This is a genomic window from Halomonas ventosae (assembly GCF_004361885.1).
Classification (GTDB): Bacteria; Pseudomonadota; Gammaproteobacteria; order Pseudomonadales; family Halomonadaceae; genus Halomonas; species Halomonas ventosae_C.
The window spans coordinates 20,270-44,549 of sequence record NZ_SNWH01000015.1; the positions used below are offsets into that span (position 1 = coordinate 20,270).

Consider the following 24,280-nt stretch of genomic DNA (forward strand, 5'->3'; position numbering starts at 1 on the left):
CAGATGGTTGATAGATCGACTCCGTAGTTGAGTTCCTCTGCGAAGTCCGGCAGTCCGTAACCGATGGTTTTCTTGTAGAAAGGAGAGACCTTCGCAGTCGGTGCCTTCTTCTTCTTGTGCTTCGTGGTGTAGAGCATTCGTGCCCGCATCACCTCGAAGGAGTAACCGCGCCCTTCACGGTTCTTGTCCTTGGCCAGTCGGTTGATGGACTCCGTGTAAGCGTTGGTGACGGGCATGTCCGTCTCGAAGTAGGTCATGGTCTCTTCGCGCCAGTTTCCCACTGCCCTGACCAGATCGCTCCAGACTTCCTTTTGGCCCTTCGGGATGGTGGCTATCGATGCCTGTCACGCTTCTTTCCGAAGAACAGATACTTGGCGAGCGCGGCGACGCCAAGCACCAACGCAATAATCAGCAGGATGGAAATGAGCCCCATCCCCGCCATCCCCCACGTGCATGCTTCGCTTCCCATCATCCTGGTCTCCTGTTGACTTTCGCTGCTTAGGCCTGGTGGACTTGACCTGTCTGGGGTTCACCGCTCGTCACCGGCGAAGCGTCATCGATATCCGGCGTGAAGCGGCGTAGCCGCAACGAGTTGGTCAACACGAAGACGCTGGAGACGCTCATGGCGGCTGCCGCCAGCATGGGGCTGAGCAATACGCCGATGAACGGATAGAGCACGCCCGCCGCCACGGGGATCAGCGCCACGTTGTAGCCATAGGCCCAGACGAAATTCCCGATGATGGTCCGGTGGGTACGCTTGGAGAGCGCCACGGCATTGACGATTCCCCTCAGGTCGCCACGCATCAGCACTACGTCGCCGGCCTCGATGGCGATATCCGTCCCGGTACCGATGGCGATGCCCACGTCGGCCTGCGCCAACGCCGGGGCATCGTTGATCCCGTCGCCCACGAAGGCGACCTTGCCGCCCTCGGCCTGTAGTCGCTTGATCTCGTCCGCCTTCTGGTCAGGCAACACCTCGGCGAATACGCGCTGAATGCCAACTTGACGAGCGATGGCGTCGGCCGTACCACGGTTGTCGCCGGTGAGCATGGCCACCTCCAGCCCCTGCGCCTTGAGTGCTGAAATGGCTTCGACCGAGCCCTCCTTGAGCGGATCGGCCACCGCGATGACCGCGGCGAGTCGGCCGTCCACCGCGGCATAGAGGGGGCTCTTGGCATCCTCGGCAAGCGCCTTGGCGCGCTCTTCCGCCTTGCCGAGCCCAATCCCGAGCCGGTTCATGTAGCGATCGGCCCCTATGTGAAGCCGGTGACCGGCGACGTCGGCTTCGATGCCGTAGCCCGGCTCGGCGCTGAAATGGCTGACGGCCGGCAGCTCGAGTCCACGTGCTCGGGCACCACGCACGATGGCCTCGGCGATGGGGTGTTCGCTCTGGGCTTCCACCGCCGCGACAAGGCGAAGCACCTCGTTCTCGTGCCCCTCGATCACTTCGAAGTCGGTCAGCTCGGGTCGCCCCTGAGTCAGGGTGCCGGTCTTGTCGAGCACGACGGTATCCATCTTGGCCAACGTCTCAAGCGCCGCGCCCTTGCGAAACAGCACTCCTATCTCGGCCCCCTTGCCGGTACTGACCATGATCGCGGTCGGGGTGGCCAGGCCCATCGCGCAGGGGCAGGCGATCAGCAGCACGCTCACCGTGGTAACGAAGGCGAAGGACAGCGCCGGGGCCGGCCCGAAGGCGAACCACACCCCGAAAGTGATCAGGGCGATGACGATCACTGCGGGCACGAACACCCCGGCGATCTTGTCGGCCAGTTGCTGGATCGGGGGCTTCTCGGCCTGGGCCGCTTCCACCATCTTGACGATCTGCGACAGCACGGTGTCGGCACCGACCCGCGTGGCGCGGAAGGTAAGCGCGCCGTTCTTGTTGATGGTGCCGCCGACGACTTCGGCATCCTGCTGCTTGGCAACCGGTACCGGTTCGCCACTGATCATCGACTCGTCGACGAAGGAATGGCCTTCCTCAACGATGCCATCCACCGGGATGCGCTCGCCCGGGCGGGCCAGGATGCGATCACCGGGCACGACGGCCTCGATCGGCACCTCGACCGCTTCACCATCGCGAATGACGCGGGCGGTTTTTGCCTGCAACTGCAGGAGCTTCTTGATCGCCTCGGAGGTGCGGCCTTTGGCGATGTGCTCGAAGTAGCGTCCCAACAGGATCAGCGTCACGATCACCGCTGCCGCCTCGAAGTAGCTCACGGCGGTACCAGCCGGGAAAAAGCCGGGCACCAGCAGGGCGGCGACCGAATAGAAGTAGGCGGCGCTCGAGCCGATCATGACCAGACTGTTCATGCCCGGGTTGAGATGCCGGAGTTCGGCATAGCCACCGCGATAGAAGCGTGCCCCGGCATAGAACTGCACGGGCGTGGTCAGCAGCCACTCGACGCCCATCCAGCCGCGATGCGGCATCATGCTCGCCAAGAGCGCATCAAAGGCGGGAATCACTTTTCCCATGGCGATGATGACCACCGGGATGGTGAGCACTGCCGCGAGCATGACCCGGTGGAGAAGCTGTCGTCCCTCGCGATCCTCGTCGTCCGCCTGCTGCTGCGACTCGGTTTCCTGCGGTTCATAGCCCGCCTCGCGGATGGCATGCTGAATGCGTGCCAGCGATACGGTCCCCGGCAGGAAACGGACGAAGGCCTTCTGGGTGGCGAGATTGACACTCACCTCCACCATGCCGGGCAGCTTGCCGAGCGCTCGTTCTATCCGCGAGACGCAGGATCCGCAGCTCATGCCGGTGACGGGAATCTCGAGGCTCTCCACCACCGGCTGATAGCCCGCCGTTTCGATAGCGTCGAGCAGGCTGGCCGTCGTGGAGCCTCCCTCCATCTGGATCGTCGCCTTCTGGGTGGCCAGGTTCACCTGAGCGTTAATCACGCCCGGCTGCTGGCCGAGGGCCCGCTCCACCCGTCCGACGCAGGACGCACAGGACATACCCCGAATCTCGATATCGACGTTTTCCGTCATTACTGTGGTCTCCTGGCTTAGTTACCTGCCGGCCCGGCGTGCGCGCTTCGGGACTCCGGCGTTACACTGCCGGAGGCGACGATGTCGCTCATTCGGCCTTCTCGGCGATGGCCTCGACGATCGGGCAGCCTTCCTGCATCGGCCCTTCGCCCGCACATTCGTCGAGTGTTTTCGACAACACGGCCTCGATCCGCGAGAGATGTCGAATTTGCTCGCGGATCTTGTGCAGTTTCTCTCCGGCGATGCGCTTGGCCTGCGCCCGGTCGCCGTTGGCATCCTGGAGGATCAACAGCTCACGGATTTCCTCGAGCGTGAAGCCCCACTGCTTGGCATGGACGATGAATTGCAGCCTGGCCACGGCATCCAGGGGATAACGCCGATAATTGGCGTCCGTCCGCTGGGGGGCGGGCATGAGTTTCTCTTTCTCGTAGAAACGAATCGCCTGGCTGGCGACCCCGCTGCGTTCGGCAAGCTCGCCGATACTGAGTGTTTGCATGGCTTCACCTCACGACACTGTGAATCGGAGCTTCCGACAGGCCGTCTGGGACAGGCGGCCTGATTCGCGAGCCGTGGCTCCGTTAGTCCGGTTGACGCACGACTCGCAGGTAGGACGTCTTGGCGTTCCAACCCTCGGGGAAACGTTCTTTAGCGTCGTCATCCGAGAGCGACGGCAAGATGATGACATCGTCACCGTTTTGCCAGTCGACGGGTGTGGCCACCTTGTGCTTGTCGGTTAGCTGGAGCGAGTCGATGACCCGCAGGATCTCGTCGACGTTACGCCCGGTGCTGGGCGGGTAGGTCAAGGTCAGGCGGATTTTCTTGTCGGAATCGATAATGAAGACGGTACGCACCGTCACCTTGGGGTCGGCTTTCGGATGGATCATTCCATACAACTGAGCCACCACCTGGTCCGCGTCCGCCAGCAGGGGGTAGTTCAGGGCCGCGCCCTGGGTCTGCTCGATATCCTCCGCCCAGTCGTGGTGAGAAGCGAGGGGGTCGACCGACACCCCCACCAGCTTGACACCACGCGCGGCGAACTCGTCCTTGCGCCTGGCAAATGCGCCCAGTTCCGTGGTGCAGACTGGCGTATAATCGGCGGGGTGCGAGAACAGCACGGCCCAGTCCTTGCCCAGCCACTGATGAAAGCCAAGCGTGCCTTCGGTGGATTCGACCGTGAAATCGGGAGCTATCTCCCCTAGCTGTAGGGTCATCTCGCTATCCTTATCTATGGCAAGTGTCGGATGATGCACTACGCACGATAACCTTGAAGTCAACTTTAAGGTCAAGGGCTTTCGAAGGAAGGTGGGTTATCTCTTTAGATTATATCGATAGTCATTTATTCGTGATTGACCTTGAGGTAGACACAACCTTTAGAATCATCCGCCGAACCAAATGCGAAGCAGGCGGCTGGCCCCAGGCTGCTTCGCGCCCAGCACCTTGCCCCCCAGGAAGCGTAACGCCTTGGAATCTCTCTCTTCTATCGGTCTGATCGGTGCCTTCGCCGGCGGGTTGGTCTCCTTCTTCTCGCCCTGCACCTTGCCGCTGTTGCCGGCCTACCTGTCGGTGGTCACGGGCGGGAGTGCCGGCAAGGCCGATAGACGCCTGGAGGCATTGATCCTCAGTGCCTTCTTCGTCTTCGGCTTCAGCATCGTGTTCATCCTGTTGGGACTCGGCGCCAGTGGTATCGGCCAGCTGATGCGGGGGTATCGCCAGGAATTCAACTGGGTCGCCGGCTCGGCGGTGATCGTGCTGGGCCTGTTCATGACCGGTGTGTTCCGGTTGCCGCTGTTCCAGCGCACCCTTCAGTTCACACCGAAGGTCCAGGGTGGCTCCCCGCTGTCGGCGACGGTGTTCGGGGTCTCCTTCGCCATCGGCTGGACGCCCTGTATCGGCCCCATCCTGGGCGCCATCCTGATGGCCACCTCCAGCGCCGCCAGTGCCCAGGCCGGCATGCTCTATCTCAGCGCCTACTCGGCGGGCCTGGCGCTGCCTTTTCTCGCCAGCACCCTGCTGATCAATCGATTCGCCCTGCATCGGCAAAGTCTGGGTAGGTGGAGCGCCTATGCTCGCCCAGTTGCCGGCACGATCGTGATCCTGATGGGCATCGCCATCGTCTCGGGCACCATGACGCGGCTTTCCAGCATCATGGTCGACTGGTTTCCCTCGCTGGCGACACTGGGGTAGTCGGGTCGGCGGCGGTGGCAAGGTGTAACCTGTTCATATCAGCGAGGAGAAAGGCCACCGACCACGCAACAGGAACCTTTTGTACAATGGAGGGTTCGTCATGGAAAAAGACCCCGTTTGTGGCATGAGCGTCGATCCCGCCTCGACGGAGAGCGTCGAGCATCGCGGTGAGCGTTACCATTTCTGTAGCAAGCAGTGCGCCGAGCACTTTCGCGGGGATCCGGGCGTCGTGCTTGCCGCCACCTCGGCGGCTGCGTCGAAGCCCAGTGGCAAGGCCAATTATTTCTGCCCCATGTGTTCTGGCGTGGAGAGCGACGAGCCGGGGGAGTGTCCCAAGTGCGGCATGGCGCTGGAACCCGTCAAGCCGCAACCACCGTCGAGGGTCCAGTATACCTGCCCCATGCATCCGGAGGTGCGGCAGGATGAGCCCGGCGACTGCCCCAAGTGTGGCATGGCACTCGAGCCCACCCGCGTTTCCGGAGAGGAACGCAGCGCCGAGTTCCTCGACATGTTCCGACGTTTCTGGGTGGGCGGCCTGCTGACGCTGCCGGTACTGTTCGTCGCCATGGGCAGTATGCTGCCCGGCATCGGCCCTGGGTTGGACGAGGTGCTGCCCGCCGGCGGCGGGCACTGGATCGAACTGATCTTTGCTACGCCCGTGGTGCTATGGGCCGGATGGCCATTCTTCCTGCGTGGCTGGAGGTCTCTCGTCTCCCGCAACCTCAACATGTTCACGCTGATCGCCCTCGGTGTGGGGGCGGCCTATGGCTACAGTGTCGTCGCCACGCTCGCCCCGGCGGTCTTCCCGGCCACTTTCCGTGACGCCGATGGCTCGGTCGGCGTGTATTTCGAGGCGGCGGCGGTGATCGTCGTGCTGATCCTGCTCGGTCAAGTGATCGAGGCCCGCGCCCGCGAGAAGACCGGCAGTGCGCTGCGCGCGATCCTCGATCTCGCGCCGCCGACCGCACGACGCATCGATGCCGAGGGCAATGACGAGGAGGTCTCGCTCGACGAGCTGTGTACCGGTGACCGTCTACGGGTACGCCCCGGTGACAAGGTGCCGGTCGATGGCGAGGTGCTCGAGGGCCACAGCACGCTGGACGAGTCGATGGTGACCGGGGAGTCCCTTCCCGTCGAGAAGCGCGAGGGCGACACGGTCATCGGCGGCACCGTGAATGGTCAGGGCAGCTTCGTCATGCGCGCCGACAAGGTCGGCGAGGACACGGTGCTTTCGAAGATCGCGGAGATGGTGGCCGAAGCGCAGCGTTCGCAGCCGCCCGTGCAGCGGCTTGCCGACGTGGTCGCCGGCTATTTCGTCCCCGCGGTGGTTACCGTGGCGATCCTGGCATTTATTGCCTGGGGGATCTGGGGGCCACCGCCGGCGATGGCCTACGCGGTGATCGCCGCGGTATCGGTGCTGATCATCGCGTGTCCCTGTGCGCTCGGCTTGGCGACGCCGATGTCGATCCAGGTTGGGGTCGGTCGCGGGGCCCGGGCGGGCGTGTTGATCAAGAATGCCGAGGCACTGGAACGTTTCGAGAAAGTCGACACCCTGGTCGTCGACAAGACCGGCACCCTCACCGAGGGTAAACCCCGGGTCGTATCCCTCGAGCCCGTTTCCGGCAGCGATGAAACGCAGTTGCTGCAACTTGCCGGCAGCCTCGAGCGAGGCAGCGAACATCCGTTGGCCGAGGCCATTGTCAGTGCTGCGCAAGAGCATCATGTCGAGCTGAGCGATGCCAGCGATTTCGAGGCGGTGACCGGCATGGGGGTCACCGGTCGGGTCGAAGGACGCGAGCTTGCGCTTGGCAATGCCCGGCTGCTCGAAACACGTGGTGTGGAGGCGCGGGAATGGACGCAGCGTGCCGAGACGCTGCAAGCCGAAGGGCAAACCGTGATGTTCCTGGTGGCCGATGATCAGGTCATGGGACTCATCGGTGTCGCGGACCCGATCAAGGAAACCACCGCACAGGCGATCCGGACGCTCAAAGAGGATGGCCTGCGCCTGGTTATGCTCACCGGCGACAACCGTACCACCGCCGAAGCCGTGGCGCGCCAACTTGGTATCGACGAAATTGAAGCGGACGTACTGCCGGAAGATAAGGGGCGTATCGTGCGCGAGCATCGCGAGGCCGGGCGCGTGGTCGCCATGGCCGGCGACGGCGTCAATGACGCCCCCGCCCTGGCCGAGGCTGACGTCGGTATCGCCATGGGCACGGGGACCGATGTCGCCATCCAGAGCGCGGGGGTGACCCTGGTGAGAGGGGATCTCTCCGGCATTGTTCGCTCCCGCCATCTCAGTCGCCGGGTGATGCGCAATATCCGCCAGAACCTGTTTTTCGCCTTCGTCTACAACAGCCTGGGGGTGCCTCTGGCCGCCGGGGTGCTGTTTCCGTTCACCGGCTGGCTGCTCAGTCCCATCTACGCCGCCGCCGCGATGAGCCTGAGCTCGGTCTCGGTCATCGCCAACGCACTGAGGCTACGCGCCGCCAAGCTATGAGCCGGGGCCGCCGACAACCATAGAAGAGGGGGAGCATCATGGCTTATGTCGACCTGCAGCGACGTAGCGTATTGCGCCGCATCGGCGGTGTGGCGGCGTTGTCGACCCTGGTGGGGGCCGGGGTATGGCTCGGGGGATATCGCCCCGCTCTGCGGGCGGCGTCCGCGTCGACGGCCATGGAGGGGCCCTTCGACGTCGACCTGCGTGTGCGAGCCCACCCGGACAAGGTGGCTATCCTGCCCGGTGCGCCCAGCGACGTCTGGCGCTACACGGCCGAGCGAATCGTCGGGCCTGAAGATACCCTGACGCCCGTGGGTGAGAGTTATACGGGGCCATTGATTCGCCTGCGTCGTGGTCAGCGCTTGCGGGTACGCATCGACAACGATCTCCCCGAAGACACCACCGTGCACTGGCATGGGCTGCACGTGCCGCCAGAAATGGACGGTCAGCCGCGCCTGCCGATCGCTCCGGCGACGAGCACGACGCTCGCCTTCGATGTCGTGGATCGCGCCGGTCTGTACTGGTACCACCCCCATCCTCACGGCCCCAACGGTGGCCGGGTCGGCTTTCAGAGTTACGCCGGCCTTGCCGGTCCACTGATCATCAACGACGACGCCGAGCGTGCCTTGGAGCTCCCCGACGGAGAGCGGGAACTGGTCCTCATCCTGCAGGATCGCACCTTTAGCAATGGCAATGAGCTTCAGTACATCGACGATGGTGGCATGGGGGCGATGATGACCCGCATGCAGGGCTTTCGCGGGGAGCGGGTACTGGTGAACGGCCACCCGGACGCGCGACGCGAGGTGTCCACGCAGCCATATCGATTGCGCCTGCTCAACGGCTCCAACTCGCGCATCTACAAGCTGGCCTGGAGCGATGGCCGGGCGGTGACCGTCATCGGCACCGACGGTGGCCTGCTCGCCAAGCCCGAGCGGCGCCGCTCGGTCACACTGGCGCCGGCCCAACGGATCGATCTGTGGGTCGATTTTGGCGACACCGAGCCGGGAGAGTCCGTACAGCTGGTGAGCGAGGAGTACCAACTCGGCATGATGGGCGAGCGAATGGGCGACATGATGGACCGGGGCATGATGGGCGATCGAATGGGCGGCATGATGGATCGAGGGATGATGGGTGATCGAATGGGCGAGATGATGGATCGAGGCATGATGCGCGACATGATGGGAAGCGAGCGGCTCTCGCTAGTTACCTTCGCCGTCGTCGCACGGGCGAACGATGCGGAAACCCTGCCGGAACGCTTGGCTCAAGACCTGCCGGCCTCCCCGGTTCAGGCCGATACGCCAGTACGCCGCTTCGAGCTGGGCATGCGCATGATGCAGGGGTTCACGATCAACGGCCGGCAGATGGAGGGCGCGACGGTGGCAGATGACGAGATCGTCCGGCTGGCGCAGACGGAGATCTGGGAGTTCGTCAACAACACCATGATGCCGCACCCCATGCACGTTCATGGACTGCAATTCCTGGTTCAGGAGCGGATATCGGCGGGCGGCAAGACGGACCTGCACGATGGGATCATCGACGCGGGATTGCATGACACGGTGCTGGTGTTCCCAGAGGAACGGGTGCGCATCGCTCTGACCTTCAAGGACTTCGAGGGGTTCTACATGTACCACTGCCACAACATGGAGCATGAGGATGCCGGTATGATGCGCTACTTCAAGGTGGTGGCATAACGAACCGGTCTGGTTTCGATCACACCGTATTTCGATCACCTGGCAACCACACGGGATGACGATACAGATGTCCTTCTACGAGAATCGTGTTCTGCCGCATTTCCTCCACCTGGCGTGTGGCAACACGGTGGTCGATCGTCAGCGGGCGGCCGTGGTGCCGCAAGCCCGGGGCCGTGTTCTGGAGGTGGGTATGGGGTCCGGGCTCAATATTCCCCACTACGATCCGGACCGGGTCGAGCTGGTCTGGGGGCTCGAGCCTTCCGAAGGCATGCGACGCAAGGCCCGCCACAACGTCATCGGCGCACCGTTCGAGGTGCGCTGGCTGGACCTGCCGGGCGAGGAGGTTCCTCTCGACGACAACAGTGTCGATACCGTGGTGCTCACCTACACCCTTTGCACGATTCCGGACTGGCACCGGGCGCTGGAGCAGATGCGTCGCGTGCTCAAGCCGGGTGGCCAACTGCTGTTCTGCGAACACGGCACGGCACCTGATGAGGCCGTGCGCCAGTGGCAGGATCGCGTCAACCCCCTGTGGCGCAAGGTGGCGGGGGGCTGCCATCTCAACCGTGCCATCCCCGAGCTCATCGAGCACGCTGGCTTCCGTATCCAGCGAATGGAGACGGGCTATCTACCGAAAGTTCCGCGGTTCGCTGGCTTCAATTTCTGGGGAGCCGCTGTTCCCCTGTGATCGAGCCCTCATGTAAGGACGCAATCAGCGGGCAGGTGATACTTCCCTCCTGTTCATGACACGCCTGTACAAGTTCGTCCAGTGTCCGCTCGATACGCTGGAGGCTGGCGACCTTCTCACGGACATCCCGCAGTTTATGCTCGGCGAGGGTGCTGGCCTCCTGGCAATGAGTGCCATCCTCCAATCGCAACAGCTCGGCAATCTCGTCCAGGCTGAAGCCCAGCCGCTGCCCGGTTTTGACGAAGGTCAGCCGCGCGACGTCGGCTGTGCCATAGCGGCGAATACTGCCGGCAGGACGTTCGGGCTCTGAGAGTAGCCCACGGCGCTGATAATACCGGATGGTCTCGACATTGACGCCAACCGCCTTGGCCAGGCCACCAATGGTCATAGTGCCCGCTACTCTATCCCCCTGTCTCTTCATGACGCTTGACTCCGTATCTGACTACGGATGTAACCTTATCCCAGTAAACAAGGTCATGAAAGGTGCAAGCGCAATGTCTACATCGAAAACGGGGAAAGGGCCTCTGGCTGCCGGTGGGCTTGCTGCCCTCCTTGCCTCGGTCTGCTGCCTCGGCCCGCTGGTGCTGATCATGCTGGGGATTTCCGGCGCCTGGATCGGCAACCTGACGGCCCTGGAACCCTACCGCCCACTCTTCGTCGGTATGGCGCTGGTGGCACTGTTCTTCGCCTGGCGCCGGATCTTCCGGCCAGTGGAAAAGTGCCAGCCAGGTGAGCTTTGTGCCGTGCCACGCGTCAGGACGGGCTACAAGGTCATGTTCTGGATTGTGTCGCTACTGGTACTGACTGCGCTGGTCTTTCCCTACACCTTGCCCTGGTTCTATTGAGAGGAGGTTCTCCATGAAAGCTCGTTTCGCCCTCATCGCGATACTCGCCCTGCTCAGCTCTCCCGCCATGGCGGCCCTGCAGACCGTGACGCTCTCAGTACCGGGCATGACCTGCGCCGCCTGTCCGATCACCGTCAAGGCTGCACTCAACAAGGTGGACGGCGTCTCGCAAATCGACGTGAGCTATCCGGATCGTGAGGCCGTGGTCACCTTCGATGATGCCAAGACCACGGTTGAGGCCCTGCTCCAGGCCACGGCCAATGTAGGTTATCCCTCGACGGTGAAGGAATAAGTGTGAAAGGTCCGAGGAAATTTTCAAACGTCGTGCTTGGCAGCATGCTGATGGGATTGTGTTGCGCCGTGCCAATAGTCCTGATTCTGTCCGGCACGGCGGGCCTGGCCGCGCTGACAGGCTATCTCGACTACGTGCTCTTCGCTGCCCTGGCCCTGGCCATCGTCATCGGCTTGCCTCTCTACGCGCGACACCACAAGCGGAAGCAGGATGCCGGCTTTACTCATAAAGACTCGGAGAAACGTGATGATTGAACTCAACGTGAGTGGCATGACCTGTGACCGCTGTGCGGATCATGTCAGGGAAGCCTTGGAGAAGCTGCCCGGCGTACAGTCGGTGGAGGTCTCCTATCCTCAGGGGACGGCATCGGTAGCCGTTGATCCGGGCACACCGGCCTCGGCGTTGACGTTCGCCGTGACCCGACTTGGCTATCAGGCCCGACTGGCCAACAGTGAAACACCCTCCCCGACAGGCGCATCGGTTTCCAAGGGCCGTGATGAAGACGCCCCGCACATCGCGGTGATCGGCAGTGGCGGCGCTGCCATGGCGGCGGCCCTGAAGGCCGCCGAACGCGGCGCCCGGATCACCCTGATCGAACGCGGCACTCTCGGCGGTACCTGTGTCAATACCGGCTGTGTGCCCTCGAAGATCATGATCCGCGCGGCGCATATTGCGCATCTGCGAAAGGAGAGCCCCTTCGATGCCGGCTTGAGCGCCCAGGCACCGGTGGTGGACCGGGCACAGCTGCTCAGGCAACAGCTGGGGCGTGTCGAGGAACTGCGTGATGCCAAGTACGCGGGGATTCTGCGCGACCACCCGGCCATCACGGTCCTGCATGGCGAGGCCCGGTTCGTCGATGCCCGCAGCCTGACGGTCGAGCTGAATGAGGGCGGCGCGCAGACCGTCCGCTTCGATCGCGCCTTCATCGGCACCGGCGCTCGTCCGACAGAACCGCCGGTGCCGGGGCTGGCCGAGACCCCCTATCTCACGTCCACCAGTGCGCTGGAACTGGACACCCTTCCCGAGCGGCTGATCGTGATCGGGGCCTCGGTGGTGGCCCTGGAACTGGCCCAGGCTTTCGCCCGTCTGGGCAGCCGGGTCACTGTGCTGGCCCGCAGCCGAGTGCTGTCCCAGGAAGACCCGGCGGTGGGTGAGGCCGTGGAAGCGGCGTTTCGCCGTGAGGGCATCGAGGTCCTCAAGCAGACACAGGCCAGCGAAGTGAGCCACGACGGCCAGCTGTTCACCCTGCAGACCCACGCCGGGACCCTGCAGGCGGAGCAATTGCTGGTGGCCAGTGGCCGCACACCCAACACCGAGGCCCTGAACCTGGCGAGCATCGGCGTGGAGACCGCGCGTGGCGCGATTCTGGTGGATGAGCATCTGCAGACCACCGTACCGGGCCTGTATGCCGCCGGTGACTGCACCGATCAGCCGGAGTATGTCTACGTCGCCGCCGCCGGGGGTAGCCGCGCCGCGATCAACATGACCGGCGGCGAGGCCACCCTGGACCTCAGTGCCATGCCGGCGGTGATCTTCACCGACCCCCAGGTGGCCACCGTCGGCCTGACGGAAGCCGAAGCACTGGAGCAGGGCTTCAGCGTAGAGTCCCGCGTGCTCGAGCTGGCGAACGTGCCACGTGCGCTGGTCAATTTCGACACCGGTGGGTTCATCAAGCTGGTGGCCGAACGCGACACGGGGCGGTTGCTGGGGGTACAGGCGGTGGCCGGCGAAGCCGGCGAGCTGATCCAGACGGCGGTTCTGGCGCTGCGCGCGCGCATGACGGTGCAGGCCATCGGCGACGAACTGTTCCCCTACCTCACCATGGTGGAAGGCATCAAGCTCTGTGCCCAGACTTTTACCAAAGACGTGACGCAGTTGTCATGCTGTGCCGGGTGAACGGGCTGAGATTGAGCGAACCGTACCGGGATTCCCGGAGACTCCAAACCTTGAGAGAATGGAACCATAAGCACATGAAAGCGATACTCCCCTGAAGTCCGTGAGCGCGCGGTCCGCATGGTCTTCGATCACGAGGCCGACTACCCCTGCCAGTGGGTGGCCATCGGTATTATCGCCCCCAAGATCGGCTGGACACCGGAAACGCTGCGTAGCTGGCCCGGCAGACCGAGTGTGATTCGGGTCGCCGTGAAGGCACCACGACGTCAGAGCGTGAGCGAATCGAGGCGCTGGAGCGTGAGAACCGAGAGTTGGGGCAAGCCAACGGGATACTTCGCGAGGCGTCTGCCTATTTTGCCTAGGTGGAGTTCGATCGCCGCGGCAAGAGATGCTCGACTTCATCGTTGGTCACCGGGCGTCGTACATGGTCGAGCCGATCTACCGGATGCTGCTGTTTACCCCATTGAGGTACTACGAGCATAAAGGCCGTGAGACGAGACTCAACCTGACCGTGCACCGCCCCGCGTCCAGCGGGACTGTTGGCTGCGATAAACTACACGGCTGCCTCCTCACTCGATAGCCTCTTGGTAATTCGTCTCCAGAACGCGCGCTTGGTATCCCGCAGATTGACGTCCGGACCGCCAGGCGAACGCATCGGTGCCCCCGTCTGTTCAGCGCCCCAGCCAGGTGATCGTCCCATGCAACACCTCCAATATCGAGATGTTGCAACGGCCGATTGAATATGCCGTCGACTGGTTCAACCACCGGCGGCTCCTGGAGCCGGGCAACATGCCACCGGCCGAGCGAGAAGATCTGTATTATGAGCAGCAGGGTCAGGCCAAGAAGGCGGCCTGACTGAAACCAACGGGTCTCCGAGAAAGCCAAGGCGGTTCACAGGGCTGCGCTGAGCAGCCCTGCTAACAGTGGCGCCGCTTGATTCGCCTTATCTCGACCTGATAATGTTCGCACCCTTTGGGGAGTAGCCTGCTTCTGAACCGCTCAGAAGCGTCCGTATCAACATACTCGGTAACTTGCCGTGGTACGGACACCTTCGGTTGGCGAGACCATCGGTATACCCACGTCAAAGCCGGGCGTGTGGAGATGCCATGGACTCTATGCCCGGCTGGAAGTGTTTATGAATCCGTTCTCACTGGTAATGCTCGCTATTGCCATGTCTACAGATGCCTTTGCCGCCGCTGTCGGTAAAGGATCGAGCCTAGACAAGCCACACATTACCGAAGCTCTGCGCATGGGTATGATCTTCGGAATTGTCGAAGCAACTACGCCCGTCATCGGCTGGCTGGTCGGCCAGGCCGCTTCGCAATTTATCGAGAACTGGGACCATTGGATTGCCTTCACGCTGCTGCTAATCCTCGGTTTATACATGATGTACAACGGTTTCAAGGTGCCTGAGGAAGAGGCCGAGAAAACCAAACAGCATTCCCTGTTACTCCTGATGGTCACCGCCATTGCCACCAGCATCGATGCTCTAGCAGTGGGTGTGAGTTTGGCATTTATTGAGATCAACATTCTTGTCGCTTCGCTGGCCATTGGCTTGGCCACAATGACCATGGTGACTGTCGGCGTGCTGCTTGGAAGGGCTATCGGCACGCTCGTCGGGCGCTGGGCAGAGATTGTAGGCGGCACAGTGTTAGTCTTTGTGGGTGCGATCGTTCTCTATGAGCATTTAGCTTGATAAAACCAGTACATTCCCAGCGATCACCCTAACTACCTACGCCCGCAGAACGCTGAGAATCGACCGGAGCTTAGAATACGTTTTTTCCGAATTTTGGGGCTTCCCACGGTTTTCGCTGTCATGCTGGTTTGCTTGTCATGGTCCATCGGCTAAGCCATCGCCTCGGTCACTTGATTCTGCTGCTGTTCATGACCCGGTGAGCGAGGCCGGCGTCGGGGCGTCATAACAGGCGAGGTAGAAGGGCGATTGATGAGATTGGAAGCCACCTCAAAGAAACGGCACATCGGCTCGCGGCGGGGTGAGGCCCTTGCTCCTCTATTCCGTGGTGCTCTGTGGATATACCTTGTAAACCAAGCAGCTATCAACCAATTAATCCGGATACCCTTTTTTTTGCAATAAAAAATACATCAACCAGGTATTCCTTATACCCTTCAATTTCTGGGGAGTCGCTGCTCCCCGTTGATCGAACCTCGTGTAATGAGGCGATCAGTGGACAGGTGGCCCCGAGGTCACACCTGCACGAGCAGTGCCGTGGCGTACATGATCCCGACCCCGGCCGTGACACCCAGCACTGAAATGCCGGAGACTGGCGACATCGCCTCAGCCACGGCGGTTCGCCGTAGATAATCTGCGACTTCGACGCAGACCTGTAGAATGGCGCCGGCTCCCAGCCCCAGGAACAGCGCCGACCAATGCGGTGCGAAGGCATAGGCCCCCAGCCAAGTGCCGAGTACCGCGGGCAAGCCGGCCAGGGCCACTAGTCCGACCCACATCCAGGCAGGTATGGACAGGCGCGTCAGGGGAGCAGCGATGGCGACGCCTTCGGTCAGGTTATGCAGCGTAAAACCGATCACCAGGAAGGTGCCCAGCGCCCCGGCACCAGCGGCGAAGGCGCCACCGATGGCGAGGCCCTCGCCCAGGTTGTGCAGCCCGATGCCCAGCGCGATATACCACGCCAGAATGCGACCCTCCGGAGGCAGGCCGTGGCGCCGCCCCACCCCCAGCAGCGCCAGGAAGGCGACCAGCGCCGTCAGCCAGACCAGGGCCGGCCCTTGGAACAGCGACGCCGCCTCGGCCGCGAGTTCGAGCCCGGCCTCGAGGGTGTCCACCAGCAGGAAGGCCAGCAGCCCCAAGGTCAGGGCCAAGGTGAACTGGAACCCCTTCGCGCCGGCATGCTGTAGCGCCGGCAACAGGCACATGCCCAGCGCCACCGGCAGGACCCCCACAAAGAGGCCGAGCACGCCATAGCCGGACAACTGCTCGATGCTCGGCTGTGGGGTTGGCTCCGCCACCTCGATGGTGTGCCCGAAGGTGACCCCTGTGCCGGTGACCAGGGTGACCTCGTGCAGTTCGTCCTCCACCCAGGGATAGGGGATCTGCAGCCATGCGGCCTGCCCCCTGGACAGCTCACCAGCTGGCTCCTGGTGGAAGCGCCAGTAGGCACCATCGACCTGCACCTGGGCGATGCGCATGGGTTCCGATCCCCCCGCGCGTACCTTCAGGGCGAGGCCGTCGTCGTCGATGATGGTGCGCTCGACGGTCAGTTCCTCGAGCGGCGGTGGCGATACGCCGAGCCATTCGAGTGGCTGCGTCATCTGGAACCACAGGAGCGCCAAGCCGAGCATCAGCGGGGGGAGCAGCAACGAGAACCACAGTCGCGGGTGCATCAGACCACCTCGAACAGACTCATCCAGCCGAGTTCCACGAATTCGCTCTGGTGGGCATGGAACATGTACTGCCCCGGCTCGTGGTCGGCGAAGGAGAATTCCAGGATGCCCCGCTGCGCCTGGCACTGCATCACCGTATCCACGGTCCTGAGGGTCGGCGTCAGGGTCGTGCCATGATCGTAGTAATCGAAGAAGTTGGCATGCAGGTGCAGGGAGTTCACTGGATCGAACTCGGTGACGTTAATCAGGTATATCCGTGCCGGGCGAGCCCGCTCGAGGCGAATGGGCCGATTCACGTAGGCATGCGCCACCGAGTTGACCGCGTAGATCTCGTTCTCCTCGTCGAAATTGGTGTCGAAGCCATTCATCACCATCACGAACTCCTGCCAGCGCGCGTTCGCCTCACTGCCCAGTAGGCGTGAGCGAGCCGCCGGCTCATGCTCGGGATGCCGTTGCGGATCCGGGTCGACGATAAAGGCACCGTACAGACCCTTGTGGATATGGCGTTTCAACGGCAACGAATGACAGTGATACAGGTGGCAGCCGAAGGGCTCGGCATCGAACTCGTAGGTGAAGGCTTCCCCAGGTGCTACCTCGCCGGCGCCTGGCACGCCATCCATCCGCGCCGAGTGGATGCCATGGAAGTGCAGAGTGTGCACATGGCTGCCGGCGTTGACGAAGCGAATGCGTATCCGGTCGCCCTCGGTGGCCCTCAGCGACGGCCCCGGCACCCGACCATTGTAGGTCCAGGCCGGGAAGAAGAGCCCTGGTGCGATCTCGATCTCCTTGTCGATGGCGGTGATCGTGTACTCGCGCAGCCGTTGCCCGTTCGCCAGCCGGCTGACCCTGCCGGTATCCCAGTCGGTGAGCATGGCGGTCGGATCGAAGCCATTGCGTGCATGGTCGACCTCGCCTTGGGTGATCATGTTGCCCGTCATAGCCCCGTGGCTTCCGGCAGGGGAGGAAGAGGTCGTCACTGATGCCGAAACGGTGGCTGCGCGGGCCGACGACAGGCCTATCGCTGACATCAGGCCCCAGCCCCCCGCCTTGAGGAAACCCCGGCGGTCGAAACGCCGTCCTGTCATCGCTTATCGCTCTAAGGTGAACAAGGATGCTTCTGATAAGCATTGTAGTTTATCGCGCTCGGATTAGCGCACTCGGCTCTTCAATCATCACTTCACTTTCGCTGAAGGCTCAGCACGGCTGCATGATCCGCGCAGCAGGTAAGAGCAGTAGCTGGAACAGCTGGTCCGGTTTTGCCCACGAGGCGTAGGCTCGCTAGGACGGCATCTCAGCCACTTCACCCGCACCAGCCGCAACCGATACAGGAACTGCTGGTGGGATCGCATGTTGCCCGGTCGCGGCCGGAACTGGGTTATATGCAAAGTAAAGCCGTAGCGAGAAACGCCTGGGGAGTACCTAAAGCACCTCGAAGATATCGGCTTCATTGTTCAAATAAAGCGCGGCATCATCGGCTAAATGCCCCGAGAGTACGCATCTTATCAGTCATGGTTTAAGGTTTTTTATAACCACTCATCCAGCACATAGTTGGGGTTGATCTTTACCAAAAAGGGAGAGATCAAAACGGCAACAACATAGCAAAATCACGCCTACATTGGGCCCTGGGAAGGCCTCGATGTTGCTTGAACCATGGCTTTGCAGGAACGTGCCCTGTGGCGTGGGAGCTTGACAAGAAATCAGCCATTGGGGCACAAAAAATTGAACTAAAACACCGCCGGATGGTTGGCGGTACTCTTTTAATGAGTAGGCCACCTAGCTGCGCATTAGAATGCACGAGATTCTGAAGAAGCGCCCCAGCGATCCTACTCGCCAGGGCGCCGCTGTGCTGATGTATTGAACGCTACTCAGTCGCGGTCAGTCACCATTGCCCACTCGCAGGGCCACGAAATAGGCACGGCCGTCGCGGTTGAGAAGAACCGGCACCGTTTGGTCGTCCGGCAGGTTGGTAAGCAACTCCGTCAGCTGTTCCGGGCTCTCTATCGGTTGCTGGCCCAGGCTGACCAGCACATCGCCGGGGCGAATGCCGGCGGCAGCGGCATGGCCGGTCGGATCGACCTTGGCGATGCGCACCCCGTGATCAATGCCAAGCCGGCGCTTCTCCATGCTACTCAGCGGCTGAACCACGATCCCGAGGCGCACCGGGTCGCCCTCGGCCTGATCGGCACCGGCATCCGGCCACTCGCCAACTTCCACCGTGATGGTCTCCTGCTGACCATCGCGCAGCACCCTGAGCTCGACCTCTTCCCCCGGACTCGTCTGACCGACCAGGCGCGGCAGCGTGGTGGAGTGGTCCACTTCCTGGCCGTTCACCTCAAGGATGACATCACCGGCCTTGAGGCCGCCTTCCGCCCCAGGGCTGCCGGGCTCAAGCTCGGCGATCAAGGCACCCTCGGCCTGTTCCATGCCGAAGGACTCCGCCAGGTCCTTGGACACCGGCTGGATGCTGACCCCCAGCCAGCCGCGGCTCACGTAACCCTCTTCGCGCAGCTGGTTGGCGACATCCAGTGCTACATCGATGGGGATGGCGAAGGAGAGGCCCATGTAGCCACCGCTGCGGGTCAAGATCTGGGAGTTGATGCCCACGACTTCACCATCCAGGTTGAAGAGCGGTCCTCCGGAGTTACCCGGATTAATCGCCACGTCGGTCTGGATGAAGGGGACATAGACGTCCTGAGGCAGGGTGCGGTTGATGGCGCTGATGATCCCGGACGTCACCGAGTGATCGAAGCCGAAGGGGGAGCCGATGGCGGCGACCCACTGGCCGACCTTGAGATCGGTGGACTCACCGAGCTCCAGGGTCGGCAGATTGTCCGCCTCGACTTTGAGGACCGCCACGTCGGTTTTTTCATCAGCACCGACCAGCTCAGCCTCGAGCTCACGCCGGCCATTCAGGCGCACCAGGATCTTATCGGCGTCCTTGACCACGTGGGCGTTGGTCATGATGTAGCCGTCTTCATCGAAGATGAAGCCCGATCCCAGTGACTGACGTGGCTCCTCATTGCGATTGGGCGCACCGCCGGGTGGCATCGGGATGCGGTCGCCGAAGAACTCTCGAAAGATCTCCGGCACCTCCTGCCCCCCAAACTGCCGAGAGGATGTCATGGACCTCTCGATCTCCTGTGAGGTGGAGATGTTGACGACGGCTGGCGCGGCCTTGTCGACCAACTCTGTGAAGTCTGGCAGCCGTGGTTCGGCGAGGGCTGGCGTCGCCAGCATCAAGAGTAAAGCTAGGCTCATCAGCCAGGTGTGCGGGTGAGGCTTAGGTATCACAATGGGCTCCTTCCGGGGCATGGGAGATGGTAACCATGTCTGGTACAGCGCCCACTATGCAAAGTTCCATACGCTTAGCCTTGGCTCGGTCTTCATTAGAATTCGGGCTTGAAGCTTGAGTTGCTATAGGTTTTATACTGCCGGGTCTCCAGGTGACACCACAAGGATGACGCATGGGACATCATCACGATCATCCCCACCTTGACCCCACCTCTGGTGACCGTCGGGTGAGCATCGCCATCTGGGCCAACGGGATATTGACCGTTGCTCAGATAGTGGGGGGTATCCTGGCGGGAAGCCTCGCGCTGATCGCGGATGCGCTGCATAATTTTTCCGACATGGCTGCCCTTGTCATTGCCTTTGCTGCCCGCAAGATCGCGAGGCGACCACCTGACTCTCAGATGACGTTTGGCTATGGACGAATCGAGATTGTCGCAGCGCTGATCAACTACACTACTCTCATTCTTGTTGGGTTTTATCTAATTTATGAAGGCGTGATGCGCATGATCGACCCGCCAGAGATTCAAGGCTGGATAGTCGTCATCATCGGGATTGTCGCTCTTCTTGTCGATGCGCTAACGGCCTTGCTCACCTGGTCGATGCAAAAACATAGTGTCAACATTCGGGCTCTCTTCCTGCACAACCTGTCTGATGCGTTTGCGTCCATCGCTGTGATCATTGGGGGCTCGCTGATTCTGCTATACGATATGCGCTGGGTAGACCCCGCGATCACGATCGGTATTGCACTCTATATTCTCTATCTTGCCTTTACGGAAATAGGTACCCCTATCCGGACACTGATGCTGGGCTCGCCTCCCGATGTCGATGGTCAATCAGTCATTGATCTCCTGCGCAGCGTCGAAGGGGTTGAGGATGTGCATCATGTTCACCTATGGCAAATGCAGGAGAATACCGCCGCACTTGATTGCCACGTGGTGACGACGGAAGCAGGCTGGCAGCAGCTCGAGGCGATCAAGGCGGATATCAAGGCGCAACTGAAAGCGCGCTTTGACATTGGCCACTCCAGCTTGGAATTCGAGCATATTGATCATGCGCATCAGGGAGCCAATCTTTATGGGCATGGATAACACGCCACTATTCGCCGACTTAGGCACCCAACAGCGGTTGAGATCCACTCAGCAGTCCTCTGGTCTTGCTTTCCGTTTAACCACTTGAATTGGAGAAGTCAATGTACAAAAAAGCGACGTTTATCCTGGTTGGCGCGTTGATGCTGACCGCCCTCATCGTGATCGTAGCGAGACCCTCGTTGTTGGGCATGGGCGCCGAGGCGGCCAGCCAGGATGGCGCTCAGGCCGAAAACTCTCTGGTGCGCTCACACTCGCCTGTTCTGGGGCCGGAAGAAGCGCCGGTGACCATCGTGGAGTTCTTCGACCCGGCCTGTGAGGCCTGCCGTGCCTTCTATCCGCTGACCAAGCGCATCCAGGAAGAGTATCCCGACCAGGTGCGGTTGGTGGTGCGCTACACGCCCTTCCACGGAGACCTGTCCGATACCGCCATTCGCGTGCTGGAAGTCGCCAGGCGCCAGGACGTCTTCCAGCCGGTGCTGGAGGCGTTGCTGGCCCGGCAGAGCCAGTGGGCGGCTCATGGCAGCTTCGATGAGGCCGCTATTCTGGATATCGCCAGCGAGGCCGGTCTGGACAGGGCTGCAGCAGAGGAACAACTTGACTCCCCCGAGGTACAAGCGGTCATTGACCAGGACAAGGAAGACGTCAAGGCCAACCAGATCCGCCAGACGCCGACCTTTTTCGTCAATGGTGAGCTGTTGGACCCCTTCGGCATGCAGGAACTGGTCGACGCCGTCAATCGTGAGGTGACCGAGGTCGCTGGCGAGGACGATGCGTCATGACACGGCGCTGGTTGCTGCTAGGATTGGTGGGTCTGGGCCCTCTGCTGGCCGAGGCCCATTGGCAAGAGAACACCTTGCTATCCCCGAGCGAACCGGCATCGACCAGGGCACAGGCTCTCACACAGAGGGGCTCAGCGCCCTTGGCCGTTCAGCCACCCGAGAGCGTCGCCCAGGAGCTAACCGTGGCGCCTGGGGATACCCTGAACGCACTGCTGCAGCAGCTTGGCGTGAATGCCGAGACGCGCACCCAAGCGTCGACATCGCTGGCGGAGAGGTTCGACCCAAGACGCTTGCGGCCTGGAGACCGTCTCACTGTCACCTCTCTGACGACCGGACAGCCGGTGTCGGTGGCCATCGAGCGTGACTCGGGTATTCAATACGTCGTTACACTGGGGGAGCGGCCGTCGACGCGGATTGTCCCGCCTCGTCTCGACACCCTGACTCTGGGCCGTGAAGTGGACATCGAAACGTCACTTTATGCCGCCTTGGCGGCAGAGGGGATACCCACGCGTTTCGCCATGGACCTCGAGGTGCTGCTAGGCGGACTCATGGACACAGCCCGAGATATCTCGGGCGCGGAGCGCCTGCAGTTACTGTGGGAAGAGGATCGCCGAGAGGATAGCACGCGAGTCGGGCCTCCCCGTCTGACCTATATGGGATTGGCTGACCCGTCGGCACGACTGGAGATGGTATGGCCGACGGACCAGAGAGCCACCGTGATGCTCTTCAAGGACGGTAGCCTTGTGGAGACGAAGCGGTTCCCGGTGCTCGGCGCACGCCTGACGTCCGCCTTCGGCAATCGACGCCATCCCGTTTACGGTGGGGTACGTCGTCATGACGGCGTCGACCTTGCCGCCCCTCGCGGCACCCCAGTCATGGCGACGGCGCCGGGGCGGGTCTCCTTCGTCGGTCGCCGGGGAGGTTATGGTCGTGTCGTGGAGGTAGAGCACGAGAGGGGCACTCTCAGTCGCTATACGCATCTCAGTCGCTTCGCCTCCGGCCTGTCGGTCGGGGACGCCATCAATGCCGGCGACACGCTGGGTGAAGTCGGGGCCTCCGGACTCACCACGGGGCCCAACCTGCACTACGAAGTGAGAGTGGGTGACCGACCTGTCGATCCCCTGGAGGAGGGGCAGCGCATCATTCTGGGGGAGTCACCGACACCCCAGGATTATCGAAGCGCGCTCTTCGAGGCTCGTGGTCGTCTGAAAAAAGCCATCGGTACGTCTGGTCTGGTCGCCTTGGATAATCGATAGGCCGCCAGGCTGGCTTGTTGTATGAGACGCAGCGGTGGCCATGTAATGGCTATCGTCGTGTGACTCAACATTCCCTGCAGTACCAACCCTCCAAAGGGGAAGGGTCTATGGAAGGTGTCTCTCCAGTCACGCTGGGGTTTTTGGGTAGTCTTGCCGCCGGTTCGATGACCGCGATCGGAGCGCTACCTATCCTGATCAGCAAGGCGCCCGATCGTGCCATTCGCGACCTGGCACTCGGATTCGCCGCCGGTGTCATGCTGGCGGCGTCCTTCTTTTCACTGATCATTCCCTCCCTGGAAGCCTCTGGACTGCGCTATGGCGGTAGCGTCTTGCCTGCCGTCATTGCCTGCGCGTCGATACTGATGGGGATGGGGCTGGTCGCCCTGCTGAATGAGCGACTCCCCCACGAGCATTTCGAGCAGGGGCGTGAAGGGCCACAGGCAGCATCGCTTCGCCGAATCTGGCTGTTCATCATTGCCATCACGATCCACAACCTGCCAGAGGGTCTGGCGGTTGGTGTGGCTTTTGGAGCAGGGGGAAGCGAAGGGGGACTTCCCCTTGCCATCGGTATCGGCCTGCAGAATGCGCCGGAAGGCCTGGCGGTGGCAGTGGCACTGCTGGGTGAAGGCTATTCACGCTGGCGATCCTGGACCATTGCCTCCCTCACCGGGCTGGTAGAGCCGCTGGGTGGCCTGCTAGGTGCGGGAGTCGTCAGCATGTCACAAGTGCTGCTCCCCTGGGGGCTGGCCTTCGCCGCCGGCGCCATGCTCTATGTCATCAGCCATGAGATCATTCCCGAGACCCACCGAAGTGGCCACCAGAACAAGGCGACGTTGGGGCTCTCGGTGGGGTTGGTACTCATGCTGTTCCTGGATGTCTCGCTGGGCTAGCTTGCCGACCCTTCCAGGCGCCTACCCCAGGTCGTGAGCGCCTCCGTGGGCCTGGTCGCTGATACAAAGCTGATGATCGCTCAACACTTCGATGATCCGGCAGCTTTCGACCTTCCCCCCGGCACACTGGCTGACCATCCGTTTGAGCTCGTCACGCAGTGCGGAGAGCCGCTGCAACCGCGACTCGACCTCCTCCAGGTGGTGCTTGGCAATGGCGTCGACCTCCTGACACGGCATGTCGGGCTGGTCTGACATGGCCAGCAGTTCACGCACCGCTTCCACCGAGAAGCCGAAGTCCCGAGCATGGCGAATGAAGGTCAGCCGCCTGACGGCCTCCTCTCCGTAGCGGCGTTGACCGCCCTCGGTACGTGTCGCGTCGCTCACCAGCCCGATGCTCTCGTAATAGCGAACCGTTTCGGGCTTGCAGCCGGCACGCCGGGCCAGTTCGCCGATGCCGATTGCATCGCTCGTCTCCGCCATCCTGAAGCCCTCCTGAATGGCTTGAATCTATAGTTGCTACAAGGTTTATCCT

General features: G+C 62.1%; 23 protein-coding genes, 2 pseudogenes, 1 riboswitch and 1 other annotated feature. Of the genes and pseudogenes, 15 read left to right on the forward strand and 10 right to left on the reverse strand.

Annotated features, from left to right (window positions below; translation table 11 throughout):
- Positions 1–110 precede the first annotated feature (110 nt).
- The 5 genes and pseudogenes from DFO68_RS16005 to DFO68_RS11365 form a co-directional block, all read right to left on the reverse strand.
- Positions 111–332, reverse strand: a pseudogene (locus DFO68_RS16005) (transposase); the annotation flags it as partial.
- Positions 332–472, reverse strand: a complete 141-nt coding sequence (locus tag DFO68_RS15510) for a hypothetical protein (RefSeq protein ID WP_166637558.1) — start codon at positions 470–472, stop codon at positions 332–334. The gene DFO68_RS15510 and the pseudogene DFO68_RS16005, both read right to left, overlap by 1 nt.
- Positions 473–498: 26 nt before the next feature.
- On the reverse strand, positions 499–2,988 hold the full coding sequence (locus DFO68_RS11355) for a heavy metal translocating P-type ATPase (RefSeq protein WP_133483782.1): 2,490 nt from the start codon (positions 2,986–2,988) through the stop codon (positions 499–501).
- Between the two features lie 88 nt (positions 2,989–3,076).
- Positions 3,077–3,484: a heavy metal-responsive transcriptional regulator gene (locus tag DFO68_RS11360; protein ID WP_087720525.1), complete on the reverse strand. Its 408-nt coding sequence runs from the start codon at positions 3,482–3,484 to the stop codon at positions 3,077–3,079.
- An 82-nt stretch (positions 3,485–3,566) separates the two neighbouring features.
- On the reverse strand, positions 3,567–4,199 hold the full coding sequence (locus tag DFO68_RS11365; RefSeq protein WP_023007340.1) for a peroxiredoxin: 633 nt from the start codon (positions 4,197–4,199) through the stop codon (positions 3,567–3,569).
- Between the two features lie 250 nt (positions 4,200–4,449).
- Between DFO68_RS11365 and DFO68_RS11370 the strand changes: the two genes are divergently transcribed.
- The 4 genes from DFO68_RS11370 (at position 4,450) to DFO68_RS11385 (ending at position 10,051) form a co-directional block, all read left to right on the forward strand.
- Positions 4,450–5,172 (forward strand): cytochrome c biogenesis CcdA family protein, encoded by a 723-nt coding sequence (locus DFO68_RS11370; RefSeq protein WP_133483783.1) that lies wholly within the window; start codon positions 4,450–4,452, stop codon positions 5,170–5,172.
- Positions 5,173–5,272: 100 nt separating this feature from the next.
- Complete coding sequence (locus DFO68_RS11375) at positions 5,273–7,672, forward strand: heavy metal translocating P-type ATPase (RefSeq protein ID WP_133483784.1); 2,400 nt, start codon at positions 5,273–5,275, stop codon at positions 7,670–7,672.
- A 38-nt stretch (positions 7,673–7,710) separates the two neighbouring features.
- Entirely contained in the window at positions 7,711–9,363 is a 1,653-nt protein-coding gene (locus DFO68_RS11380) for a multicopper oxidase family protein (RefSeq protein WP_023007337.1), read from the forward strand.
- A gap of 55 nt (positions 9,364–9,418) precedes the next feature.
- Positions 9,419–10,051: a class I SAM-dependent methyltransferase gene (locus DFO68_RS11385; RefSeq protein ID WP_229359162.1), complete on the forward strand. Its 633-nt coding sequence runs from the start codon at positions 9,419–9,421 to the stop codon at positions 10,049–10,051.
- Here the strand turns inward: DFO68_RS11385 and merR are convergent.
- On the reverse strand, positions 10,020–10,439 hold the full coding sequence (gene merR / locus DFO68_RS11390) for an Hg(II)-responsive transcriptional regulator (protein ID WP_432206838.1): 420 nt from the start codon (positions 10,437–10,439) through the stop codon (positions 10,020–10,022). The genes DFO68_RS11385 and merR overlap by 32 nt on opposite strands.
- Positions 10,440–10,545: 106 nt before the next feature.
- Between merR and merT the strand changes: the two genes are divergently transcribed.
- From merT to DFO68_RS11425, 7 genes and pseudogenes are all read left to right on the forward strand, one after another.
- Positions 10,546–10,896 (forward strand): mercuric ion transporter MerT, encoded by a 351-nt coding sequence (gene merT / locus DFO68_RS11395; RefSeq protein ID WP_023007334.1) that lies wholly within the window; start codon positions 10,546–10,548, stop codon positions 10,894–10,896.
- Between the two features lie 13 nt (positions 10,897–10,909).
- Complete coding sequence (gene merP, locus DFO68_RS11400) at positions 10,910–11,188, forward strand: mercury resistance system periplasmic binding protein MerP (RefSeq protein ID WP_023007333.1); 279 nt, start codon at positions 10,910–10,912, stop codon at positions 11,186–11,188.
- Positions 11,189–11,232: 44 nt separating this feature from the next.
- Complete coding sequence (gene merF, locus DFO68_RS11405; protein WP_023007332.1) at positions 11,233–11,442, forward strand: mercury resistance system transport protein MerF; 210 nt, start codon at positions 11,233–11,235, stop codon at positions 11,440–11,442.
- On the forward strand, positions 11,435–13,084 hold the full coding sequence (gene merA / locus DFO68_RS11410) for a mercury(II) reductase (RefSeq protein WP_081712102.1): 1,650 nt from the start codon (positions 11,435–11,437) through the stop codon (positions 13,082–13,084). The genes merF and merA overlap by 8 nt, the downstream gene beginning before the upstream one ends.
- Positions 13,085–13,201: 117 nt before the next feature.
- Positions 13,202–13,574, forward strand: a pseudogene (locus tag DFO68_RS11415) (transposase); the annotation flags it as partial.
- Positions 13,428–13,544 (forward strand) — a sequence feature (AL1L pseudoknot). Its footprint overlaps the pseudogene before it by 117 nt.
- A 164-nt stretch (positions 13,575–13,738) precedes the next feature.
- Positions 13,739–13,936, forward strand: coding sequence for a hypothetical protein (locus DFO68_RS15515; RefSeq protein ID WP_166637557.1), 198 nt, complete (start codon positions 13,739–13,741; stop codon positions 13,934–13,936).
- Positions 13,937–14,048: 112 nt separating this feature from the next.
- Positions 14,049–14,212: riboswitch (yybP-ykoY riboswitch) on the forward strand.
- Positions 14,213–14,216: 4 nt separating this feature from the next.
- Positions 14,217–14,777 carry a manganese efflux pump MntP gene (locus DFO68_RS11425; RefSeq protein WP_133483785.1) on the forward strand — a complete coding sequence of 187 codons (561 nt, stop codon included), beginning with the start codon at positions 14,217–14,219 and terminating at the stop codon, positions 14,775–14,777.
- Between the two features lie 509 nt (positions 14,778–15,286).
- Here the strand turns inward: DFO68_RS11425 and DFO68_RS11430 are convergent.
- The 3 genes from DFO68_RS11430 to DFO68_RS11440 all read right to left on the reverse strand — a co-directional run bounded on the left by DFO68_RS11430 (position 15,287) and on the right by DFO68_RS11440 (position 19,756).
- On the reverse strand, positions 15,287–16,444 hold the full coding sequence (locus DFO68_RS11430; protein WP_133483786.1) for a ZIP family metal transporter: 1,158 nt from the start codon (positions 16,442–16,444) through the stop codon (positions 15,287–15,289).
- Positions 16,444–17,370 carry a multicopper oxidase domain-containing protein gene (locus tag DFO68_RS11435; protein WP_208107412.1) on the reverse strand — a complete coding sequence of 309 codons (927 nt, stop codon included), beginning with the start codon at positions 17,368–17,370 and terminating at the stop codon, positions 16,444–16,446. Before DFO68_RS11435 ends, DFO68_RS11430 begins: the two co-directional genes overlap by 1 nt.
- A gap of 949 nt (positions 17,371–18,319) precedes the next feature.
- Entirely contained in the window at positions 18,320–19,756 is a 1,437-nt protein-coding gene (locus DFO68_RS11440) for a DegQ family serine endoprotease (RefSeq protein WP_432206839.1), read from the reverse strand.
- Positions 19,757–19,908: 152 nt separating this feature from the next.
- On the opposite strand from DFO68_RS11440, the gene DFO68_RS11445 reads away from it, so the two are divergent.
- The 4 genes from DFO68_RS11445 to DFO68_RS11460 all read left to right on the forward strand — a co-directional run bounded on the left by DFO68_RS11445 (position 19,909) and on the right by DFO68_RS11460 (position 23,748).
- The gene (locus DFO68_RS11445; protein WP_133483788.1) at positions 19,909–20,823 is read left to right on the forward strand and encodes a cation diffusion facilitator family transporter; all 915 of its coding nucleotides are present in this window, start codon (positions 19,909–19,911) and stop codon (positions 20,821–20,823) included.
- A gap of 101 nt (positions 20,824–20,924) precedes the next feature.
- Entirely contained in the window at positions 20,925–21,602 is a 678-nt protein-coding gene (locus tag DFO68_RS11450; RefSeq protein ID WP_133483789.1) for a DsbA family protein, read from the forward strand.
- A gap of 140 nt (positions 21,603–21,742) precedes the next feature.
- Positions 21,743–22,858, forward strand: a complete 1,116-nt coding sequence (locus tag DFO68_RS11455; protein ID WP_166637559.1) for a M23 family metallopeptidase — start codon at positions 21,743–21,745, stop codon at positions 22,856–22,858.
- Positions 22,859–22,965: 107 nt separating this feature from the next.
- The gene (locus tag DFO68_RS11460; RefSeq protein WP_133483791.1) at positions 22,966–23,748 is read left to right on the forward strand and encodes a ZIP family metal transporter; all 783 of its coding nucleotides are present in this window, start codon (positions 22,966–22,968) and stop codon (positions 23,746–23,748) included.
- Between the two features lie 21 nt (positions 23,749–23,769).
- On the opposite strand, the gene DFO68_RS11465 is transcribed toward DFO68_RS11460, so the two are convergent.
- Positions 23,770–24,228, reverse strand: coding sequence for a MerR family transcriptional regulator (locus DFO68_RS11465; RefSeq protein ID WP_023007117.1), 459 nt, complete (start codon positions 24,226–24,228; stop codon positions 23,770–23,772).
- Positions 24,229–24,280: the final 52 nt, after the last annotated feature.

What these genes read in the sequence shown, in the direction of transcription:
- DFO68_RS15510 (WP_166637558.1), bottom strand. Translation starts at nt 472, where the DNA reads ATGATGGGAAGCGAAGCATGCACGTGGGGGATGGCGGGGATGGGGCTC.
- DFO68_RS11355 (WP_133483782.1), bottom strand. Translation starts at nt 2,988, where the DNA reads ATGACGGAAAACGTCGATATCGAGATTCGGGGTATGTCCTGTGCGTCC.
- DFO68_RS11360 (WP_087720525.1), bottom strand. Translation starts at nt 3,484, where the DNA reads ATGCAAACACTCAGTATCGGCGAGCTTGCCGAACGCAGCGGGGTCGCC.
- DFO68_RS11365 (WP_023007340.1), bottom strand. Translation starts at nt 4,199, where the DNA reads ATGACCCTACAGCTAGGGGAGATAGCTCCCGATTTCACGGTCGAATCC.
- DFO68_RS11375 (WP_133483784.1), top strand. Translation starts at nt 5,273, where the DNA reads ATGGAAAAAGACCCCGTTTGTGGCATGAGCGTCGATCCCGCCTCGACG.
- DFO68_RS11380 (WP_023007337.1), top strand. Translation starts at nt 7,711, where the DNA reads ATGGCTTATGTCGACCTGCAGCGACGTAGCGTATTGCGCCGCATCGGC.
- DFO68_RS11385 (WP_229359162.1), top strand. Translation starts at nt 9,419, where the DNA reads ATGACGATACAGATGTCCTTCTACGAGAATCGTGTTCTGCCGCATTTC.
- merR (WP_432206838.1), bottom strand. Translation starts at nt 10,439, where the DNA reads ATGACCATTGGTGGCCTGGCCAAGGCGGTTGGCGTCAATGTCGAGACC.
- merT (WP_023007334.1), top strand. Translation starts at nt 10,546, where the DNA reads ATGTCTACATCGAAAACGGGGAAAGGGCCTCTGGCTGCCGGTGGGCTT.
- merP (WP_023007333.1), top strand. Translation starts at nt 10,910, where the DNA reads ATGAAAGCTCGTTTCGCCCTCATCGCGATACTCGCCCTGCTCAGCTCT.
- merF (WP_023007332.1), top strand. Translation starts at nt 11,233, where the DNA reads ATGCTGATGGGATTGTGTTGCGCCGTGCCAATAGTCCTGATTCTGTCC.
- merA (WP_081712102.1), top strand. Translation starts at nt 11,435, where the DNA reads ATGATTGAACTCAACGTGAGTGGCATGACCTGTGACCGCTGTGCGGAT.
- DFO68_RS11425 (WP_133483785.1), top strand. Translation starts at nt 14,217, where the DNA reads ATGAATCCGTTCTCACTGGTAATGCTCGCTATTGCCATGTCTACAGAT.
- DFO68_RS11430 (WP_133483786.1), bottom strand. Translation starts at nt 16,444, where the DNA reads ATGCACCCGCGACTGTGGTTCTCGTTGCTGCTCCCCCCGCTGATGCTC.
- DFO68_RS11435 (WP_208107412.1), bottom strand. Translation starts at nt 17,370, where the DNA reads ATGATCACCCAAGGCGAGGTCGACCATGCACGCAATGGCTTCGATCCG.
- DFO68_RS11440 (WP_432206839.1), bottom strand. Translation starts at nt 19,756, where the DNA reads ATGCCCCGGAAGGAGCCCATTGTGATACCTAAGCCTCACCCGCACACC.
- DFO68_RS11445 (WP_133483788.1), top strand. Translation starts at nt 19,909, where the DNA reads ATGGGACATCATCACGATCATCCCCACCTTGACCCCACCTCTGGTGAC.
- DFO68_RS11450 (WP_133483789.1), top strand. Translation starts at nt 20,925, where the DNA reads ATGTACAAAAAAGCGACGTTTATCCTGGTTGGCGCGTTGATGCTGACC.
- DFO68_RS11460 (WP_133483791.1), top strand. Translation starts at nt 22,966, where the DNA reads ATGGAAGGTGTCTCTCCAGTCACGCTGGGGTTTTTGGGTAGTCTTGCC.
- DFO68_RS11465 (WP_023007117.1), bottom strand. Translation starts at nt 24,228, where the DNA reads ATGGCGGAGACGAGCGATGCAATCGGCATCGGCGAACTGGCCCGGCGT.